The sequence below is a fragment of the Streptomyces umbrinus genome, assembly GCF_030817415.1.
GTDB lineage: Bacteria > Actinomycetota > Actinomycetes > Streptomycetales > Streptomycetaceae > Streptomyces > Streptomyces umbrinus_A.
On the sequence record NZ_JAUSZI010000002.1, the window covers coordinates 4516394 to 4536455 of the forward strand.

Annotated in this window: 20 protein-coding genes; 3 read left to right on the forward strand and 17 right to left on the reverse strand. The window is 70.5% G+C overall.

Annotated features, from left to right (window positions below; genetic code table 11):
• Positions 1–109 precede the first annotated feature (109 nt).
• Together QF035_RS19685 and QF035_RS19690 are read left to right on the forward strand one after the other, a co-directional pair.
• A complete protein-coding gene (locus tag QF035_RS19685; protein WP_043443528.1) occupies positions 110–376 on the forward strand; it encodes a hypothetical protein in 267 nt (88 codons plus the stop codon).
• Entirely contained in the window at positions 373–765 is a 393-nt protein-coding gene (locus QF035_RS19690) for a type II toxin-antitoxin system VapC family toxin (protein WP_307521714.1), read from the forward strand. The genes QF035_RS19685 and QF035_RS19690 overlap by 4 nt, the downstream gene beginning before the upstream one ends.
• Positions 766–1013: 248 nt before the next feature.
• Here QF035_RS19690 and QF035_RS19695 read toward each other — a convergent pair whose 3' ends face one another.
• The 11 genes from QF035_RS19695 to QF035_RS19745 form a co-directional block, all read right to left on the reverse strand.
• The gene (locus tag QF035_RS19695; RefSeq protein WP_307521716.1) at positions 1014–2147 is read right to left on the reverse strand and encodes an XdhC family protein; all 1134 of its coding nucleotides are present in this window, start codon (positions 2145–2147) and stop codon (positions 1014–1016) included.
• A gap of 159 nt (positions 2148–2306) precedes the next feature.
• The gene (locus QF035_RS19700; protein ID WP_307521717.1) at positions 2307–4502 is read right to left on the reverse strand and encodes a xanthine dehydrogenase family protein molybdopterin-binding subunit; all 2196 of its coding nucleotides are present in this window, start codon (positions 4500–4502) and stop codon (positions 2307–2309) included.
• Positions 4499–5479 carry an FAD binding domain-containing protein gene (locus tag QF035_RS19705; protein WP_307521719.1) on the reverse strand — a complete coding sequence of 327 codons (981 nt, stop codon included), beginning with the start codon at positions 5477–5479 and terminating at the stop codon, positions 4499–4501. Before QF035_RS19705 ends, QF035_RS19700 begins: the two co-directional genes overlap by 4 nt.
• 12 nt (positions 5480–5491) lie before the next feature.
• Positions 5492–6142, reverse strand: coding sequence for a (2Fe-2S)-binding protein (locus QF035_RS19710; protein WP_307521720.1), 651 nt, complete (start codon positions 6140–6142; stop codon positions 5492–5494).
• Between the two features lie 372 nt (positions 6143–6514).
• Positions 6515–6928 (reverse strand): (R)-mandelonitrile lyase, encoded by a 414-nt coding sequence (locus QF035_RS19715; protein WP_307521721.1) that lies wholly within the window; start codon positions 6926–6928, stop codon positions 6515–6517.
• Between the two features lie 34 nt (positions 6929–6962).
• Entirely contained in the window at positions 6963–7730 is a 768-nt protein-coding gene (locus tag QF035_RS19720; RefSeq protein WP_307521722.1) for an SDR family NAD(P)-dependent oxidoreductase, read from the reverse strand.
• Between the two features lie 93 nt (positions 7731–7823).
• Positions 7824–7958, reverse strand: a complete 135-nt coding sequence (locus tag QF035_RS19725; RefSeq protein ID WP_307521723.1) for a hypothetical protein — start codon at positions 7956–7958, stop codon at positions 7824–7826.
• Between the two features lie 69 nt (positions 7959–8027).
• Positions 8028–9284: an MFS transporter gene (locus tag QF035_RS19730; protein WP_307521724.1), complete on the reverse strand. Its 1257-nt coding sequence runs from the start codon at positions 9282–9284 to the stop codon at positions 8028–8030.
• Between the two features lie 188 nt (positions 9285–9472).
• Positions 9473–10015, reverse strand: a complete 543-nt coding sequence (locus QF035_RS19735; protein ID WP_307521726.1) for a cyclophilin-like fold protein — start codon at positions 10013–10015, stop codon at positions 9473–9475.
• 17 nt (positions 10016–10032) lie between these two features.
• Positions 10033–10698 carry an SDR family oxidoreductase gene (locus QF035_RS19740; RefSeq protein ID WP_307521728.1) on the reverse strand — a complete coding sequence of 222 codons (666 nt, stop codon included), beginning with the start codon at positions 10696–10698 and terminating at the stop codon, positions 10033–10035.
• 83 nt (positions 10699–10781) lie between these two features.
• Positions 10782–11798: a zinc-dependent alcohol dehydrogenase family protein gene (locus tag QF035_RS19745; protein ID WP_307521730.1), complete on the reverse strand. Its 1017-nt coding sequence runs from the start codon at positions 11796–11798 to the stop codon at positions 10782–10784.
• Positions 11799–11969: 171 nt separating this feature from the next.
• On the opposite strand from QF035_RS19745, the gene QF035_RS19750 reads away from it, so the two are divergent.
• On the forward strand, positions 11970–12851 hold the full coding sequence (locus tag QF035_RS19750) for a helix-turn-helix domain-containing protein (RefSeq protein ID WP_307521731.1): 882 nt from the start codon (positions 11970–11972) through the stop codon (positions 12849–12851).
• Positions 12852–13181: 330 nt separating this feature from the next.
• On the opposite strand, the gene QF035_RS19755 is transcribed toward QF035_RS19750, so the two are convergent.
• From QF035_RS19755 to QF035_RS19780, 6 genes are all read right to left on the reverse strand, one after another.
• Positions 13182–13385 carry an alpha/beta hydrolase gene (locus tag QF035_RS19755; RefSeq protein WP_307521732.1) on the reverse strand — a complete coding sequence of 68 codons (204 nt, stop codon included), beginning with the start codon at positions 13383–13385 and terminating at the stop codon, positions 13182–13184.
• Positions 13386–13597: 212 nt separating this feature from the next.
• Entirely contained in the window at positions 13598–15760 is a 2163-nt protein-coding gene (locus QF035_RS19760) for an alpha-galactosidase (protein ID WP_373466960.1), read from the reverse strand.
• A gap of 47 nt (positions 15761–15807) precedes the next feature.
• Entirely contained in the window at positions 15808–16968 is a 1161-nt protein-coding gene (locus QF035_RS19765; RefSeq protein ID WP_373466681.1) for an MFS transporter, read from the reverse strand.
• Positions 16969–17759: 791 nt separating this feature from the next.
• Positions 17760–18299 carry an NAD(P)H-dependent oxidoreductase gene (locus QF035_RS19770; RefSeq protein ID WP_307521738.1) on the reverse strand — a complete coding sequence of 180 codons (540 nt, stop codon included), beginning with the start codon at positions 18297–18299 and terminating at the stop codon, positions 17760–17762.
• Positions 18300–18611: 312 nt separating this feature from the next.
• Positions 18612–19058: a nitroreductase family deazaflavin-dependent oxidoreductase gene (locus QF035_RS19775; protein ID WP_307521739.1), complete on the reverse strand. Its 447-nt coding sequence runs from the start codon at positions 19056–19058 to the stop codon at positions 18612–18614.
• A 74-nt stretch (positions 19059–19132) separates the two neighbouring features.
• Positions 19133–19978, reverse strand: a complete 846-nt coding sequence (locus tag QF035_RS19780; protein WP_307521741.1) for an SDR family oxidoreductase — start codon at positions 19976–19978, stop codon at positions 19133–19135.
• Positions 19979–20062 lie beyond the last annotated feature (84 nt).

Consider the following 20062-nt stretch of genomic DNA (forward strand, 5'->3'; position numbering starts at 1 on the left):
CATCGAGTCGGCGAGGGGCCTCCTCGCTGGATGCGCTCGCACCCACCGCGCTCGCCGCAACGTGATCCGTGTATCCGCACCGAAGGCCATACCGCGCTATGGTTGATGTATGGCTACCAAGAAGGTGACTATCACTCTCGACGAAACCCTGGTCGAAGCCCTGGCCGGAGCCGCCGAGGAAGAAGGCATCCCGCTCTCCCGCCTCGTCGCCGGAGCAGCCGAACGCGAGCTGCGCCTGCGGGCCGGCCGCGCCGTCATCCAGGAGTGGCAGGCCGAACACGGCGCCTTCACCCCGGAAGAGCTTGCTGCCGCCCGCGCGGACCTGGCCGCCGCCGACGCCGAGTACCTCAGCAGCTCGGGAGCCTCGGCCGCGTGAACATCCCCTACCTGTACGACTCCGGGGTACTCATCGCCATCGACAACGACGACCGACGCATGTGGGCCCGCCACAGCCTGGCCCTGGAGGACGGACGGGACATCCACGTCCCGTCCGTCGTCGTCAGCCAGGCATGGCGGGACTCCCGCCGCCAGGTCAGACTCGGCAAGTTCCTCGCCGGGTGCCACGTCGTACCCGTCGGCCTCGAATCCGCCAAAACCGCAGGCATCCTCTGCGGCAAGGCGGGCACCTCCGACATCGTCGACGCCATCGTCGTGACCATGGCAGCCAGCCTCGGCGCCATCATCTGGACCTCAGACCCGAACGACATCCGCACCCTCATCGACGCCCAGGACATCAAACCCGCCCCTGTCATCCGCACCGTCTAGCAACCGATGGCCTCCGACGACCGGCCCGCGAGAGGAGCCGGAGCTGGCCGAGGCAGAGACAGGCGCGGCTACCTGATCATGTGGAGGCACCGTTGGTGCAGGGCCTCGATCTTCCAGTGGTCGCGGACGAGTTGGGCGAGCTGGGCCACGGTGACCTGCTCGGCGGTCAGGCTGTGACGGCGTAGAACGTCCTTGACGGTGGTCTTCCCGGTCTTGTGGTCGGTGCGGCGGCGCTTGATCTGGACTGCCTACCGGTAGTTCATCAACCTCGGCGGCGGCCGGTGGATCGGGCCGGTGATCCGGGTCAGGGGCCGGCCCGTGCCCTGGTTGGCCTGAGCGATGATCTCCGCGGTGATGGAGACCGCTGTCTCCTCGGGTGTGCGGGCTCCGAGGTCGAGGCCGATCGGGGAACGCAGCCGGGCCAGGTGGTCTTCCCTGACGCCCTCCTCGCGCAGGAGGCGCAGGCGCTCGTCGTGGGTGCGCCGGGAGCCCATGGCCCCCACGTAGGCGATGGGCAGGTCGAGTGCCAGGCGCAGCAGGGGGACGTCGAACTTGGCGTCGTGGGTGAGGACGCATACGGCGGTGCGCTCGTCCACCTCGGTGCGTTCCAGGTAGCGGTGGGGCCATTCGACCACCACCTCGTCGGCGTGGGGGAAGCGTGCGGTCGTGGCGAAGACGGGGCGGGCGTCGCAGACGGTGACCCGGTAGCCGAGGAAGCGGCCGGCCTGGCTGAGGGCGGCGGCGAAGTCGACCGCGCCGAAGACCAGCAGGCGCGGCCTGGACGCATGGACGTGGACGAGGACGGACAGCCGTTCGGGGCAGCCGTCTCCCTCTCCGCCGATGTCGACGCGGGCGGTGCGGCCGGCCCGCAGCAGGGCCCTGGCCCGGTCGGCCGCCGCCCGGTCCGCCGGGCCGCCGTCCACGCGCCCGTAGGCGGCATGGTCACCGCCGAGCACGCTCAACGTGGAGCCGAGGAGTCGCTCCGGCCCGTCCACGACCTGTGCCACGGCGACCGGTCGCCCTTGAGCGATCTTGGAGAGGGCCGTGGACAGGTGCGGCTGGGCCGCGGGATCGATGCGCTGGACGAGGACGTCGAGTTCGCCGCCGCAGGTCAGGCCGACGGCGAAGGCGTCGTCGTCGGAGTAGCCGAACCAGGCCCGTTGCGGAGCCCCCCGGTCGCGGAGCACCTGTTGGCACAGTTCGTAGACCGCGCCCTCGACGCAGCCGCCGGAGATGCTGCCGACCGCGGTGCCGTCCTCGTCCACCGCGACCGACGTACCGACCGGCAGGGGTGCGCTGCCGGTGACGTCGACGACGGTGGCCAGGGCGAAGGGGCGTGCCTCGCGGCACCAGCGGTGCAGTGTGTCCGCGATGTTGAGCATGGCGGTTCTCCATGGCAGGACAGGATCGGAAGGTGAGCGGGCCGCCGCCACGATGCCGGGGAAAGCGTCATGCGGCGGCGGCCCTGGGAGGTCCGGCGGCCGAACGGGCGCGGGCCGCCGGACGAGCGGTGTGCACCGCACCGGCCCGAAGCGCACGGGTCAGAGCAACGCCTCGGCGGTGATGGGCAGTTCACGGACGCGGCGGCCCGTGGCGTTGAAGACCGCGTTGCCGATCGCGGCCGCCACACCCACCTGGACGACCTCGCCGAGCCCCTTGACGCCGAGCGCGTTGCCGTCGTTGTCCTCGCCGTCCAGGTAGATCGCCCTGACGTCGGGGACGTCGGCGTTGACGGGGACGAGGTAGTCGGCGAGGTTGGCGTTGACGATCCGGCCGTCGCGGTGGTCGGTGGCCGTGTGTTCCAGCAGGGCCGTGCCGATGCCGCCCACGATGCCGCCGATCGCCTGGCTGTCGGCGAGCTTGGGGCTGATGATGCGGCCCGCGTCGTACACGCCGAGCATGCGCCTGACCCGTACGAGGCCCAGGGTCGCGTCGACGGCGACCTCGGCGAAGGTGGCGTTGTAGGCGTGGTAGGAGTGCCGCTCGGGACTGGGCGGCCCGGTGTAGGAGCCGCCCGCTTCGAGGTGGGTGCGGTCGTTGCGGGCCAGTAGCGTCCGGTACGTCTCGCCGCGGGTCGGGTTGCCCTGCACGTGCAGCCGGCCGCCGCGTACGACCACGTCGTCCGCCTTCACCCCGTACAGCGGTGACTCGCGGTCCTCGACGGCCAGCTTGATCGCCTGCTGCCGCACCTGGGTGCAGGCGTCGTGGACGGCGGTGCCGACGCTGGCCATGGTCGCCGAGCCGCCGTGCGGCGAGGTCGGCGGGTAGAGGGAGTCGCCGAGCCGGAAGGTGACGGTGCGCATGGTCAGCCCGAGGGCGTCGGCGGCGACCTGGGTCTGGGAGGTGTAGGTGCCCGGTCCCATGTCACTGGTGGCCGCCTCGACCACAGCGGTGCCGTCGGCATCGAGGCGGGCCCGGGCCTGTGCGGGGTAACGCCCGGGGTCGTAGACACCGGCGGCCATCCCCAGGCCGATCAGCCAGTCGCCATCGCGCCTCGAACGGGGTCGGGGGTTGCGGCGCTGCCAGCCGAACTCGCGGGCGCCGACGGTGTAGCACTCGCGCAGCCGACGGGTGGAGAACGGCAGGTTGCTCGACTCGTCCTCGTTCGGTTCGTTGCGCCGGCGCAGCTCGATCGGGTCGACGCCCAGCCTGTGCGCGAGTTCGTCCATGGCCGACTCGATCACGAACGACGCCGAGGCGAAGCCGGGGCCACGCATCCAGATCGGGGTGTTCACGTCCAGCGGGACCGTCCGGTACGCCTGGCTGACGTTCGGCATGCTGTAGAGCATCTGCCCCGCGCCCATGACGGCCTCGGTGAACGTCTCGTACGAGGAGGTCTCGGCGTCGATGTCGTGGATCGCGGCGGTCAGCCGGCCGCGCCGGTCGCTGCCGAGGCGCAGCCGGTACTCGTACGACGGCCGGAAGCCGACGCCGAAGTACATCTGTCTGCGGCTCAGCACCAGCTTGACCGGACACTTCGTCTCCCGCGCGGCCAGGGCGGCGACGACGCTGTGCGGCCAGCAGCGCAGTCCGCTGCCGAAGCCGCCGCCGACGAACGGGTTGATGACGCGCACCGAGTCCGCGGGCAGGTCGAACACGGCCGCGAGCTCGTCGTGCGTGCCCATCACCCACTGCGTCTTGTCCCACACGGTCAGCTTGTCGCCGTCCCAGCGGGCGATGGTGGCGTGCGGCTCCATCGGATTGTGGTGATTGCGCGCCAGTTGGTACGTCAGATCCAGCCGTACGGGAGCGCCGCGCAGGCCCGCTTCCGCATCGCCGCGCGCGTAGTTCGTCGGCTTGTCCCGCTCCGCCTCGTGCAGGTCGGTCGAGGGCTGTTCGGCGTCGTACTCGACCTTCACCAGGCTCGCGCCGTGCTGCGCTGCCTCCAGGGTGGTGGCGACCACGACGGCGACCGGCTGGCCGTGGAAGCGGACACGGTCGTCCTGGAAGACCCGCAGCCGCCGGCCCGGCGGGTTGTTCGACCCGGCGTTGTCGCGGTACGGCAGCTTCGGTGCGTTGCCGTGGTGGATCACCCGCAGCACGCCCGGCTGGGCCTCGGCGGCGCCCGTGTCGATGCCGGTGATACGCCCGCGGCCGATGCTCGCGTCCACGATGACGGCGTGCACCGCACCATCGACATCGAACTCGGCGGCGTACCGCGCCTTGCCCGTGACCTTCAGCCGGCCGTCCACCCGGGACAGCGGCGCACCCACGGCTGCCTGCGGCTGGGGGCTCACTTGGTACCTCCTACGATGCGCAGCTGGCGTTCGACGGTCCGCTTCAGCAACTCGACCTTGAACCGGTTGTGTTGAAGGGGACGGGCGCCTTCCGCCGCCTTGGCGGCAGCCGCCGTCCACAACGCGTCCGAGGGGCGCTCGCCGACGAGGTGCCGCTCGACGGCCGGCAGCTTCCACGGCACCGTGCCCACCCCTCCGGCGGCCACTCTCGCCTCGCGGATCACCCCGCCGCGCACATGCAGGGCGACGGCCGCCGAGGTCAGGGCGAACTCGTAGGACTGCCGGTCACGCACCTTCAGGTAGCCCGACTTCAGCGGACGCGGCACCGCGGGGATCTCCACCGCGGTAATCAACTCACCATTTCTGAGGTCCTGTTCACGGTTCGGAGTGCTGCCCGGCCGCAACAGGAAGTCGGCGAAGGGGACCTGGCGCTCCCCGTCCGGGCCCAGCAGGCGCACCTGCGCCTCAAGCGCCGTGAACGCCACGGCGACGTCGGAGGGGTGGGTGGCCACGCAGGCGTCGGAGGTGCCCAGGATGGCGTGGGTACGGTTGACGCCTTCCAGCGCCGCGCAGCCGGAACCGGGCTCGCGCTTGTTGCAGTCGGCGGTCACGTCCCGGAAGTAGGTGCAGCGGGTGCGCTGCATGATGTTGCCGCCGATGGTGGCCATGTTCCGCAGCTGGGCCGACGCGCTCAGCTCCAGCGCCTCGGAGATGACCGGGAACAGGGTGCGCACCTTGCGGTGGGCGGCGGCCTCGGACATGGTCACCAGCGCACCGATACGCAGCCCGCCGCGCTCGGTGACGGTGATCTCGTCCAGCGGCAGACCGCTGATGTCGACCAACGTCTCGGGGCGCTCGACGGTCTCCCGCATCAGGTCGACCAACGTGGTGCCGCCGGCGATGTAACGCCCGCCGCGGCGACCGGCGTTGAGGGCTTCCCGCGTGTCGGACACGCGGGTGTAGGTGAAGGGATGCATGACGGCCGCTCCTTACTTGCGGGCGGCGGTCTGGTCGACCGCGCGGACGATTTTCACGTAGCAGCCGCAGCGGCAGATGTTGCCGCTCATCCACTCCCGGATCTCCTCCGGGGAGCCGGTGTGGCCTTCCTGGATGCAGCCGACACCGGAGACGATCTGGCCGGGTGTGCAGTAGCCGCACTGGAAGGCGTCCTCGTCGATGAACGCCTGCTGCAGCGGGTGGAGTCGGTCGCCCTCGGCCAGGCCCTCGATCGTGGTGACCTCGGCACCCTCCAGGCGAACGGCCAGCGTCAGACAGGCATTGACCCGCCGGCCGTCGACCAGCACCGTGCACGCACCGCAGGCCCCGGCGTTGCAGCCCTTCTTGGAGCCGGCGAGGCCGAGGTGCTCGCGCAGCAGATCCAGCAGCGACGTGCGGTTGTCGACCGTCACCGTCCGCCGGGTGCCGTTGACCGTCAGGGACACACGGCTGGAGGGCGGCGCCTCGGCGGCGGCCACCTCCTCCGGAGCCGCGAGGAACGATCCTCCGATCACCCCGCCCGCGACAACCGCACCACCGACCGCCGTACTGGTGGCGATGAAAGTGCGCCGAGTGGGCGCCTGGGAGGACTCGCCGGCTCCGGTGGGGGGCGGAACGGCAGACTCAGGGAGTTCAGTGGACATACGTACGCCTTCGTATCGCGGACGGATCAGCCGTACTCAACAGCGGAACGGGAGACTGAATCGTCGTCACCGCAGGGAACTGGGCCACCGCGCGGCTTGGCAGCGGTGAACTGGTCGCATCGGGAGTCTCGCACCACCGGCAACGCTCGTGGCAGGGAGACTTTCCTCCCCCCTTCAGCCTCTGTCAGGAGCGGCTTGCCGACATGATCGGGGGCACTTTCGCGCGGGTGGAGGCAGGACGGAGCCGCGCTGCCTCCACGGTGGGGGTGCGTCCGCGCCGCTCACCACGTCGTTGTGCGTGGCGGACTGATCGTCCGGTACGGACTGACGTCCTGAGTGAGCCCGGGTTGCGTGATCGATGATTGGCCGGGGTTACTGATTACGGGTGCGGGGGCTGTTGTACTGCTGGTCGGTGACCGGCTCGGCCCAGGTGGTCTCGGGGGTGCCGTCGCCTCCGCCCTCCCACAGGGCGATGTGCTCCATGAACCGGTCGGGGACGGCGCCGTGCCAGTGCTCCTCGTTCGGCGGGCAGGCCACGGTCTCGCCCGGGTGTGCCTCGAAGACGGTGCCGTCCCGGGTGCCGACCAGAGCGATGCCGGAAACGACGTGCAGGGTCTGGCCCACGGCGTGGGAGTGCCAGTTGGTGCGGGCGCCCGGGGAGAAGCGGACCAGGTTGGCGCGCATCCGGGACGGCTCCTGGCCGGCCACGATGACGTCCCACCACACGTCGCCGGTGAACCAGTCCGCCGGGGCCTTGCTGCTGGGCTGCTGCTTGATGAATTCCATGGTGTCTCTCAACTCTCTCTCGTCCGGGCTGTCTTCAGCGGGCGACGTAGCCGCCGTCGACGGGCAGGGCGACGCCGACGACGAAACTCGCTCCGGGGCTGCACAGCCACAGGACCGCCTGGGCGATCTCCTCGGCCGTGCCGAGCCGGTTGATGGGCTGGTTGGCCTCCTCCTCGACACGGTCGAGCTCCCCCTTCGCGATCATGTCGCTGACCATGGGGGTGTCGATGGTGCCGGGGCAGATGGCGTTGACGCGGATGCCCCGGGGGGCGTATTCGAGGGCCGCGCTGGTGGTCAGGCCGATCACGCCGTGCTTGGAGGCGTGGTAGGAGGCGCGGCCGGGGAGTCCGACGAGGCCGCCGAGGGAGGAACAGTTGACGATGGCTCCGCTGCCCTGGGCACGCATGTGCCGCAGCTCGTGCTTCATGCAGGCCCACACGCCACGGAGGTTGATGGCGTTGACGCGGTCGAACCTCTCGGCGGGTTCGTCGGCGGCGTCGCTGGGCGGAATCTGAATCCCGGCGTTGTTGTAGGCCATGTCGAGGCGGCCGAAGGTCTCCACGGTGCGGTCGACCGCGGCGGCGACCTGGTCCTCGTCGCTGACGTCGCAGGTGAGGGCGAGGACCTGGTGGCCGACGTCGGTGAGTTCCTTCGCGGCTGCGTTCAGGGCTGCTTCGTCGATGTCCGTGAGGGCGACGGCTGCTCCGGACTCGGCGAACGCGCGGGCTGTCGCCAGGCCCATACCGGCGCCGGCCCCGGTGACGAGAGCGACCTGGCCGGTGAAGTCGTAGCTGGGATTCACGTGTGGTTGTCCCTTCGAGCGCTTGGGTGCGGCGGTGCGAGTGGTACTGGGGCTGCTTGAGCTGCGGTGCCACGACGCATTGCCGAGCTGCCGTCAGACGGTTTGGCCGCCGTCGACGACCAGGGCGTGGCTGGTGGCGAAGGCGACGGCGGTGGTGCGGCCGATTCCGGATCCGGCTCTGGTCACGAAGACCGCCTTACCGGTGAAGGCCGCGCTGCTCACGGTCATGGGCGGAGTCCTCCCGCTTGCTGGTACGTCCGCGGGTTCGTATCGGCAGGAGGCGGATCCGGGTTTGGGTCAGTGCTGCCAGGGCACCTGCGCGGGTTCGTCGCGTCGCACGTGCGTGGGAGCGCTGCTCTGGGCCACGATCCGGCCCTTGGGGGAGGTGCCGTGGACGGCGAGGGCGATCAGGGGCAGCAGGGTGAGGGCGGCGATGACGGTGCCGACCAGGGGCGGGCCGGTCAGGCCGAGGGAGGAGTCCAGGGCCGTACCGGCGATCGCCGAGCCGGCGGCGACGCCGACGTTGAAGGCGGAGGTGGTCAGCGCCGAGGTGAGGGTGGGGGCGTCGCCCGCGAAGCGCATGGCGAGGGCGGTGACGACCGGGTTGACCGTGAAGCCGGTCAGACCCATGAGGAAGACGAGAAGGGTGGCCGTCACCGGGTTGCCGGACAGCGGGATCAGCAGGAGCAGGACCAGGGCGGTGGCCGCGGCGGCCGTGATGGTGGTGGCCATCGGGCGGCGGTCCCCCAGGCGGCCCCCGGTGGTCGTGCCGCCCAGGGCGCCGACACCGAAGGCGATGAGGACGAGCGGGACGGCACCCTCGGGGATCCCGGCGCGGTCGGTCAGCAGCGGGGTGACATAGGTGTACGTCGCCAGGACACCGCCCATGATCAGCATCGCGGCGCCGAGCGCCAACCACAGCCGGCCCTGCCGCAGAGCCCGGACCTCGGCCCGGAGGGACACCTCGGCACGCTGCTCCTGGGCCGGGATGAAGCGGCCGATGAACACGGCGGCAAGCCCGGAGAGGACGGCGAGAGCCCAGAAGGGGCCGCGCCAGCCGGTGAACTGGCCGGCGAAGGAACCGATCGGAACGCCGACGACGTTGGCCAGGGTCAGGCCGCCGATCATGACGCCCGTGGCGCGGGTGGCGTTGCGCGGCCCGGCGGCGGTGGTGGCGACGACGAAGCCGACGGACCAGAACGCTCCGGTGGCCAGGGCGGTGACGACGCGGGCGGCAAGGACGATCGTGAAGGACGTGCTGAGGGCGGCGACGAGGTGCCCGAGGCAGAACACGGACAGGGCCAGGATCAGCGTCCGGCGCGGAGGAAGGCGCAGGGTCGCCATGGCCATGGTCGGCGCGCCGACGATCATGCCGATGGCGAAGGCGGTGATCAGCAGGCCGGCGTGGGAGACGCTGACTCCGAGGTCACCGGCCAGCTCCGGCAGCAGGCCGGCGACGACGAACTCGGTGGTCCCCATCAGGAACGTGCCGGCGGCGAGCACCCAGACGACGAAGGGGAGCCTGCCGGGGGTGGTCCCGGATGCGGAAGGCATACGTGTGCTCTCTCCTTGAGTGGAAATCGGCGGATCATGGTGGCGGCCGGGGGCGTCACGGCGGGCTGCGGACGGCGCGGCCACGTCCTTCACGGTTCCGTGGAACCAGCCGGGTGAAAAGGGGAGGATCTTCTCCCCCCTTCTCGGGTGGATGTCCGCGTGAGTGGCGAGTGCTGCGGTCGGGCGGGTCAGGACGCGGCTTCGATGGTGATGCGGTCGGCCCCGGCAAGCCGGTCGGTGTCGGCGTCGATGTGGCCGAGGATGAGCAGGTCGGCGGAGGCGGAGGGGCCATCGCGGTAGAAGAGGGCCAGGTTGCCCCAGGGCGCGTAGTAGGTCAGGTCGCCGGCCTTGGGCGCGGCCGGCTCGGGAGCGCCGGAGGTGGTCAGTCTGCGCGGCAGGTCGGCGATCCGCTCCGTCTGGTGGAAGTCCTCCAGGTCCAGGGTGAGCGGGAGCAGCCCGGCGAAGTCACGGGCGGCCGGGCTGTCGTTCAAGGTGGCGTCGACGGGGCGGCCGTCGAGGGTGACCCGGATGTCCATGGCGGTGTTCCTGTCGGACGGTGCGGCGTTCCTGCCGGAGGGTGCGGTGGGTGCCTCGGCCGTCGGTGTCTGCTGCCGGGCGGAGGATGTCGCAGGCGGGGAGGCAGGCGAGGTGTCGGTGCAGGCCGCCACGGTCAGCAGGACAGCGGTGGCCGTGGCGGCGCGGGCGAGGGCACGGAGGGTAGCCGTGTTCATGGGTGTCGTCCCGGGGGTCAGTCGGGCAGGGGCTCGGAGTAGTGGCGGAAGCCGTCCCGCTGCTGGTGGATGTCGAACAGGCGCTGGGCCAGGACGTCAGGGCTGCTGTGTGCGGAAGTGGGCCGGATGGCTCCGGGGACGATCAGCTGCGCGGCGTGGATGTTCTCCGGGGCGAGGGCGTCGTGCAGCATGCCGACGTACGCGCTCTCCGCGGCGAAGGCGACCGAGGTGCCGGCCACCTTCGGGTTGGGGCGTACGGCGCTGGAGCCGTTGACGAACAGCAGGGTGCCGCGGCCCAGGTTGCGCATGCCGGGCAGGACCGCGTTCACGGCGGTGACGGTGCCCTTGACGGAGAAGGCGAGCGGGGCGTCGAGGTCGTCGGCGCTCGTGTCGAGGACCGGCTTCATAAAGTCGGCGCGCGGCACCGGGCTGTACTGCAGGATCTCGATGGGCCCCAGGGCCACCGCGGCTGCGTGCAGGGCCGTGGTCAGGGACTCGATGTCGAGGACGTCGGCGGTGAAGCCGCGGGCCTGGATGTTGTCACGGGCGAGTTCGGCGGTCAGGCCGTCCAGCTTCTCCGCATCGCGGGAGATAAGAGCGACGGTGTGGCCGGCGGCTCCGAAGCGCCGGGCGCTGGCCAGGCCGAGGCCGGGTCCCGCGCCGACGAGGGCGAAGGTCGTCATGGACAGTCCTTGGGTGAGCGGGGTGGTTCCCGTCCCGGGGCCGCACCGCTTGGGTGCGGCCCCGGGTGTGGACGCGTGTGCGGTCAGGGCTTGAGGAGGGCCTTGATGGCGCGGCGCTCGTCCATCGCCTTGTAGCCCTCGGCGACCTGGTCCAGGGGCAGGGTGAGGTCGAAGACCTTTCCCGGGTTGATCCGGCCGGAGAGGACCCGGTCGATCAGATCGGGCAGGTAGCGGCGCACGGGGGCGGGGCCGCCACGCAGGCCGACCTGGGAGAAGAACAGCTCCTGCCCGTCGATCGCCACGTCGTGCGGGACGCCGACGAAGCCGACGTTGCCGCCGGGCCTGGCGGAGTACAGGGCCTGCCGCATGGATTCCGGGGTGCCGACGCACTCCAGCACGGAGTCGGCGCCGATGCCGTTCGTCAGCTCCTTCACGCGGACGATGCCTTCTTCGCCGCGCTCGCTGACGATGTCGGTGGCGCCGAATTCGAGGGCGAGCTTCTGCCGGGATTCATGTCGGCTCATGGCGATGATCCGCTCCGCGCCGAGCTCCTTGGCGGCGATCACGCCGCACAGGCCGACCGCGCCGTCGCCGACCACGACAGCGGTGGAGCCGGGCTGCACTTCGGCGGCGAGGGCGGCGTACCAGCCGGTGCCCATCACGTCGGAGACGGCGAGCAGGCCGGGCACCATCTCGCCGTCCGGGTGCTCGTCCGTGGCGACCAGGGTGCCGTGCGCGTTGGGAATGCGGACGTAGTCGGCCTGACAGGTGCTCATGAACTCGCGGTGCAGGCAGGACGACTGCCAGCCGTTACGACAGTTCACGCAGGTGTTGTCCGAGGTGGCGAACGAGCCGACCACGAACTGGCCCGGCTTGACGTTGGCGACCTCGCTGCCCACCTCCTCGACGATCCCGACGTACTCGTGCCCCATCGGATGGGGTTCGTCGACGGGTTCCGCGCCGCGATACGGCCACAGGTCCGAGCCGCACACACAGGTGGCGACCGTGCGGATGACGGCGTCGGTCGGATGGAGGATCTTCGGGTCGTCCAAGGTCTCGAAGCGCACGTCGCCGGGGGCGTGAATGACTGCTCCGCGCATGGGGGTGCTTCCTTCGGTGCGAGGGTCGGTGTGCCGCAGCCGGGGTCAGGAACGGCTGCTCGATATCGAGCCTCACACGCGAGGGCACGCGCGAAAAGCGGAGAAATCCATCCCGGGAGGGAAACATCCTGGGAGTAAATTCTCCCCCCTTCCCCAGGTACGACCGGTGTCATGCTGGGAAGCATGAACGCCAACGTCCCCCTCAATGAACTAGGAGAATTCCTCAAGAAGCGCCGCTCGGAGCTGAGCCCGCGCACGGTCGGACTGCCCGATACCGGCCGGCCCCGCCGAGTCGACGGGCTGCGCCGCGAGGAGGTCGCCCAGCTCGCCAGCATCAGCACCGACTACTACACCCGCCTCGAACAGGGCCGCATGCAGGCATCTGCGCCCGTGCTGGACGTCCTCGCCCGCGTACTCCACCTGGACGACGACGAGCGCGGCTACCTCTTCCAGCTCGCCGGCAAGACCACCACCCGCACGAGGCGCCGCAGCAGGCAGAAGGTCCAGCCACAGCTGCAGCGGGTCCTGGACGACCTCACGGCCACCCCGGCCATCGTGCAGGGCCGGCGCGGGGACATCCTCGCCTGGAACGCCCTCGCAGCCGCCCTGGTCACCGACTTCTCCCGCATCCCGGAAAAGCACCGCAACTACCCTCGGATCATCTTCACCGACCCGGCCATGCTCACCCTGTACGCCGACTGGGAGACCTCCGCCCACGTCGCCGTCGCCCAGCTGCGCATGGAAGCCGCGAAGTATCCCGAGGACCCCCGGCTGATCGAGCTGGTCGGTGAACTGTCCATGCGCGACAAGCAGTTCGCCCGATGGTGGGGCGATCACCACGTCGCCGCCCGCACCGTCGGCACCAAGACTCTCAACCATCCGGTCGTCGGCGAACTCGTCCTGGACTGGGACACCCTCACCGCCAACACCGACCCCGACCAGCACCTGACCGTCTGGACCGCCGCCCCCGGCTCCCCCACCCACGAACGGCTGCGCATCCTCTCCTCCTGGGCCGCCGACCAGCACCTGTCCGCGTCGCAAACGCCGGCCTGACCCCGCGAGCCGCCCCGACGGGAGGGATCGGCACGATCGAGCCCGGCAGCACGTTCTGGCCGTTCCCGTCCGCGAGCGCAGGAGCCGTCCACGGGCACGTTTCCTGCGAAGCGGCCTGCGTCGCGACGCTGTCGGCGCCATCCGCGCAGCAGGCGCTCCATGATGCGGACCTGTGGGTGGGCCGCCGTCGCGACGCCGGGGAAGCGTCACGACGGCGGCCCTGGAGGCCCGGCAGCCGGACGGGGGGACCGACTACCGGACGGCTTGGCGGGCCCGCTGGGGTGACCAGGCTCCAGGTAACACCTCAGCAGTGACCGGGACTCCGCACGGCTATTTCGCGAGTTGCCGGTCGAAGAAGGATTCGAGCTTGTCCCACGGGATGAGCCTCACCCGGTCGTAGAGGTCCACGTGGGTGGCCTTGGGAACGATGTAGAGCTCCTTCGGCTCGGCCGCCTTGGCATATGCGGCCTCGCTGAAGTAGCGCGAATGCGCGTTCTCGCCGGCGACGAGCAGGGCCGGGCGCGGGGAAATCACGTCGGCGCGCTCGTACGCGACACCGTCGAGCGCGCGATCAACAGCCTGAAGTAGTCCCGGGCCGTGGCCACACGCTAGGACAAGCGCGGCTACGTCTTCCTCGGCACCTCGACCGCCGCAGCCCTGGTCATCTGGCTCCGCACGTGATCGCCCGGACAAGTCCTGGTCGTAAGTGCGCAACATTCGATCGTGGAGACCGAGACCAAGCAGCTTCAGTCCTTCGTCAGATGCAGTAGGAGCAGCTGTTCCGGGTGGAGGGCGGGGATCTGTATCCCGACGCGTGCCAGGACGCTGCCGGGGAGGGTGATGCCGACTCTCGTGCACCAGGCGGGGGTGCCGCGCTCCATGCCGGGCGCTCGGTCCGCGGGCGGCAGCGGGCGCAGGCGGTAGGTGGTGTTCAGGTCGAGCCCGCGCAGCCGTACCGTGCCGGGGAGGGCGGCAAGCGGCGTGGCCACGGCGGTGAGGGCGAAGATGGCTTCGGTGCGGTCCTGGGAGACGACGCCGTGTGCCCACAGGGCCGGGTCCGGGTGGTCGATGCGTACGACGCGGCCGGTGTGCAGCAGCCCTCGCAGCTGCTTGTGGAGGGCGATCCAGCGGGCCAGTTCGGTGCGTTCGGTCTCAGTTGCGCGGGTGAGGTCCCATTCGATGCCGAGGTGGCCGAAGAGTGCGGTCCCTGCCCGGAAGGTGAGGTCGTGGGTGCGGCCGGTGGTGTGGGAGCGGGCGGCGCCGATGTGCGAACCGATCAGTTCGGGCGGCAGGAGCAGTTGGGTCCAGCGGTTGATGGACTGGCGTTCCAGGGCGTCGTTGCAGTCGCTGGCCCACACGCGGTCGGTGCGTTCCAGGATGGCGAGGTCGACGCGTCCACCTCCGCTGGCACAGGACTCGATCTCCAACCCGGGGTGGCGTCGGCGCAGTTCGTCCAGCAGGGCGTAGACGGCAAGGGTCTGGGCGTGGACGGCGGGCTCGCCGCCCGGTGAGTGGCCGGCGTCGACCAGTTCGCGGTTGTGGTCCCACTTGAGGTAGGCGATGTCGTACTCGCTGAGCAGGGCGTCGAGCCGCTGCAGGATGTGGGCGTACGCCTCGGGGTGGGTGAGGTCCAGGACCTGCTGGAAGCGCCGGTCGGCGGGGGTGCGGCCACCGGTGGCCAGGATGCATTCGGGGTGGGCCCGGGCCAGGTCGGAGTCGGGGTTGATCATTTCCGGTTCGACCCAAAGGCCGAACTCCATGCCAAGACCCCGGACGTGGCTGATGAGGGGGTGCAGTCCGTTCGGCCAGACCTTCTCGTCGACGTACCAGTCGCCAAGCCCTGCCCGGTCGTCGCGACGGTGGCGGAACCAGCCGTCGTCCAGGACGAAACGCTCCACGCCGACCTCGGCGCCGCGGTCGGCAAGGTGGGTGAGCCGGTCGAGATCGTGGTCGAAGTAGACGGCCTCCCAGGTGTTGAGCACCACCGGGCGAGGGCGGTTGGGGTGGCCGGGACGGAAACGGAGGTGGTCGTGGAAGCGGGCGGAAAGGTCGTCGAGCCCCTGGCCGCTGTGGGAGGCGTACAGCCACGGGCCGGTGTACTCCTCGCCCGGGCCGAGCATCAGCTCGCCCGGCAGCAGCAGTTCGCCGGCAGCGATGACCGGACGGCCGGTGGGGAGTCGCTCGGCCAGGACGCGGTGGTTGCCGCTCCAGGCCAGGTGCAGGCCCCATACCTCGCCGGTGCCGAAGCCGAAGCCCGCGGTTCCGGCCGCCAGGACGAGGGGGGCGTCGTGGCCGGTGCGTCCGCTGCGGGTCTCGCGCAGCCAGGTGCCCTGGGTGAAGGGCCGGCGCTGCGGGGCGCGTTCGCGGCACCACCGGCCGGTGAGATCGAGCAGTTCGGTGGCAGTGTCGGGGACCGGCAGGGCGAGCAGCAGGCCGTCGAGGGTGTAGTCGCGGCCCGGGTCGTCGTTGCGTACGGCGGCTCGCATGCGCACGAGGCCGGACGTGGTGAGTCCGGCCTCCAGTACCAGGCTGAGCCTGGCCGCGGCGTCGGTGGCCCGCACCTTCACGGATTGTGCCGCGGTATCCAGTTCCAGCGAGTCGCGGGTGAACAGGGGTGACCAGTCGCCTCCTTGGCGGTGACCGGTCAGCCCGGGCCGCCCGGGCCAGCCGGTGCCGTGCTCGGGCAGCAGTGCGGCACGCGGTACGGCGTCGGGGAATCCCGCGATCGGCGGCATGGTGACGGCCTCGGCCAACCGGTCCAGGTCCTGACGGCTGAGGTCACCGAGGTCGGCGCCCCAGTGCAGAACGGCGGGCAGACCGTTGCCCCGCAGGTCGAGTACCAGGCTCACACCAGCTGCGCGGAGATGGATGATGCCGTCGGCTGCGGCTTCGGGCGGAGTGGTCACAATGGCCTCTCTCGGCAGTCTCACTACGGGGATCTGCAGGTGCTGCTTCGTCACCCCACCCGGGCTCGACCACGGGGCGAGGGGCCGCCGGCGGCGTGGTGGTGGTCAGATCGGGTGGCGCGCATCAGCGCGAGCGCGGTCAGCGGTACGAGGGTCAGTGCGGCCGTCGCCGTGCCGACCAGCGGTGGCCCGGCCTGCCCCAGTGGCGAGGCCAGGGCGATGCCTGCCGCCCAGGAGCCGACGGCGATCCCCACGTTGGACGACGAACTGGCCAGCGCGGAGGCGAGCGTGGGCGCGGAACCGGCGAACCGCATGACCAGCGCGCCGAGCACTGGGGTCGCGGTGAAACCGGTCACCCCCATCACCGTCACCAGGACAACGGTCGCCACGAGGCTCGTGGAGAAGAACACCAGCAAGAGCAGGACCAGCGTGCTCGCGGTGGCGGCCGTGATGAGGGTGGCGAGCGGCCGACGGTCACCCAGGCGCCCGCCGACCGTGGTGCCCAGCAGGGCACCCACCCCGTAGCCGGTCAGGACCAGGGGCACGGCCGCGGTGGGAATCCCGGCCCGCTCGGTGAGCAGGGGCGAGATGTAGGTGTAGGTCGCCAGGACACCTCCCAGGAGCAACGCGATGGCACTCAGCGCCAGCCAGACGCGGGCCTGGCGCAACGCGGCCAACTCGGCCCGCACAGAACGCACTTCGCGCTGCTCCTCGTCGGGAATGAACCGGCCGATGACCGCCGCGGCGCCGGCCGACAAGGTGGCCAGCACCCAGAACGGTGCTCGCCAGTTGGACATCTGCCCCAGCCACGCGCCCAGCGGTACACCGGCGACGTTGGCCACGGTCATGCCCCCGAGCAGCATGCCCAGAGCCCGGGACGTCGCTGCCGGCCCTGCCGCGGTCGTCGCCACGACCGCGCCGACGCACCAGAAGGCACCTGTAGCCAGCGCGGTCACCACACGGGCCGCGAGCACAACCGCGAAGGACGGACTGAGGGCGGCGACCGCATGGCCGAGGGCGAAGACGACGAGCGCGAGGACCAGCGTGAACCGCCGCGGCAGGCGCAGCGTCGCGATCGCCATCGCCGGAGCGCCGACGATCATGCCTGCCGCGAACGCCGTGATCAGCAGCCCCGCGTGAGACACACTGACGCCCAGATCATCCGCGATCTCGGGCAGCAGGCCCGCAATGACGAACTCGGTGGTGCCCATCAGAAACGTCCCGGTTGCCAGCACCAGGACAACGAAAGGCAGCTTGGCGGATCGGTCGTCGGTCAGGGTGACATGGGGGTGGTGTTCTCTTTCCGGAGCGGGCTGCGACTGGCCGCGGAGAGTGCTGACGCCGCACAGCCTCGCACCGGATATCCGTTCTGTGAGGGGGAGGAAATTCTCCCTTGCCGGATGCAAAGAGTCCGCGTATGCGAATTTCTCCGTCCGACAGTTACTGGGGGAGCGTCAGGGGTGGTGTCCCGCCAGGGGTGTGGCCGGGCAGCTTCGCGGCCTATCGTGGCGGCGATCGGCCCCACACCGGGGCGTCAGAGCGCTCGTGCCGCCCTGACGCCGTACGCCGGCCCGGCCCGTGCGGAGGATCTCTCCGGGCTGGCTCCGACGCTCATCGATGTCGGCGCGGCGCCCACCTTCCGCAACGAGGACGACGCGCCTACGCAAGCCGGATGGCCATGCGGGCGGCAGGTAGCCGTCGAGGTCGCCGACGTGGTGACGTTCCGTCTCGTCCTCAGGACGCCGAGGGACAAGGGGGCCGGGCCGGTGCGCGCATCGTTCACTGCTGGTGCGGCTGCCGCTTCGTTCCGCACGACCAGATCACCCCGCTCACCCCGGTGCTGACCGCCCATGAGAGCACTTACGGCGCAGGGCGCTGGTTTTCCGCGCAGCCAGGTCTCCGGCCGCTCGACGCCGATCAGACAAAGAGCGGCCGGAGACCGGTAGAACCCATCACCACTGCGTCGCGATCGACGAGAGCGGCCGCTGTGGTGAATGCGCGGTCAGGCGGCGAAGGAGTCGAGCAGTTCGTTGTACTGCTTGGCGGCGGTGGCCAGTTCCTCGTCCGAGAGGCCGAAGGCGGTGCCGTACAGCTTGACCATCGGCTGGATGTCGAACTGGCAGAGCCGCAGGGTCGAGTGCCAGCTGCTGAGGAGGGCCTCCAGGGTGGTCTGGTTCGCGCCTTCGGGGGTGTAGTGCTCGGCGGGGACGCCGGCGGTGACGGCGACGACTGCCTTCTTGCCGGCCAGCTGTGAGGGAGAGCCGTCCATGGTGAAGGCCCAGCCAAGGGTGAAGACCTTGTCCTGCCACTGCTTCAACAGAGGGGTGGTGTTGTACCAGTACACCGGGTGCTGGAAGACGATCACGTCGTGCTCGGCCAGCAGCGCCCGCTCGGCGTCGGCGTCGATCCGGAAGTCGGGGTAGGCGGCGTAGAGGTCGTGCACGGTGACATGGGCCAGATCGCGCACGGCGTCCACGAGCGCCGCGTTGGCCTTCGACTGGGACAGGTCGGGATGGCCTACGACAAGGAGAACCTTGGACATGATGAGGAACCTTTTCAGTGATCAGTGATAGGGGTGAACGGATACGGATTGGTCAGGTGTGACGGATCAGGAATTCGCCGGGCGTCGGTCGCCCCTCTCCTGCGCGGGCTCCAGGAGCGCGGGGCTGAGACGGGCGGGGACGGACTCCGCGATGTGGTACTCCGCGACGACAGCCTCGGCGAAGGCGCCGCCCAGGTGATCACGTACGGTGATCCGGCCATGGGTGACCGCTTCGGGGCGGTGACGTCCAGCCAGTGCGGTGCGCCATCAGCCGGCGGGCCGTGTCCGTAGGCTGAACCGGCCTGTGCCGCGTCAGCGCTCCTGAGCTGCCGGTTCCAGAACGAGAACCGGAATCTCGCGGGCCGTCTTCTTCTGGTACTCGGCGTAGTCCGGGAACACCTCGACGGCTCGGGCCCACCACACGGCCTTCTCGTCCCCGGTCACCTCGCGTGCCAGCATGTCCTGGCGCACCGGGCCGTCCTGAAGCTCGACCCGGGAGTCGGCGACCGCGTTGTGGTACCAGACCGGGTGGCTGGGGGCTCCTGCCATGGAGGCGACCACGGCGTAGGAGCCCTCGTGCTCGACCCGCATGACCGGGACCTTGCGGATCTTGCCGCTCTTCGCGCCCAGGGTGGTCAGGATGACGACGGGCAGGTCCTGCAACGTCGTTCCCTCCGTACCACCGGACCCTTCATAGAGCTCCACTTGGTCACGTACAAACTGCGCCTTGCTCGGCTCGTACTCGCCTTTGAGTGGCATGTCGCCTCTCTCCAAACTGTCGGAAATGCACTGGTGGCCGGCCTCCGCCTCGGCGGAAGTGCCGGGCGTATCGCTCAGGCGTGGGCCTCGTCGTAGGCGAGGGCGCAGCCGAGCTCGCGGGATGCCTGGGCCTGGGCGAGGAGTTCCCTCGCCTTGGCCTCGGCGGCCTCGATGGCGTCCGCGCCGGCGACGAAGCGCTGCAGCGGCTTGTCCTGGTCGGCGATGGTGAGCAGGGCGCGGGCGAGCTTGGCGGGGTCGCCGGGCTGCTGGCCGTTCATGCTCTTCATGCCCTCGATCGTCGGGGCGGTGCGGGGGGCGTAGTCGTCGATGGACAGCTCGGGCCAGGTGGTGGAGCCGTCCACGAGGAGTTCGGTGCGGAAGTAGCCGGGCTCCACGATGGTGGTGTGGATGTCGTACGGCTCGACGTCGTAGCGCAGGGACTCCATCCAGCCCTCTTCCGCGAACTTGGAGGCGGCGTAGGCGGAGGTGAACTCCATGCCGACCAGCCCGGCGGTCGAGGTGATGGTGATGATGTGGCCGGCGCGCTGCTTGCGCAGGACGGGCAGGACGGCGCGGGTGACGTTCATCGGGCCGAAGAGGTTGGTCTCGAACTGCTGGCGCATCTGCGCGGGCGAGATCTCCTCGAAGTAGCCGGCGAAGAGGTTCCCGGCGTTGTTGATCAGGACGTCGATACGGCCGAAGCGGTCGACGGCGGCCTGCGCGGCGGCCTCGGCGTCCTCCAGGCTGGTGACGTCCAGCTTGGTGACCAGCAGGTTGTCCTGCGGCCCGCCCAGGGTCTTCTCGACCTCCTCGGGGCGGCGGCCGGTGGCGACGACCTGGTGGCCGGCGGCGAGGGCCTCGCGGGCGATGTCCGTGCCGAGACCGCGTCCGGCACCGGTGACAAAAATGACCTTGCTCATGGGGGGTCCTTTCAGGCGCCGTATCCGGCACCCGGTGTGCGCGGGGGGTGATGCGTTCAGCGCCGACTGCGCCGCAGAGGGGCT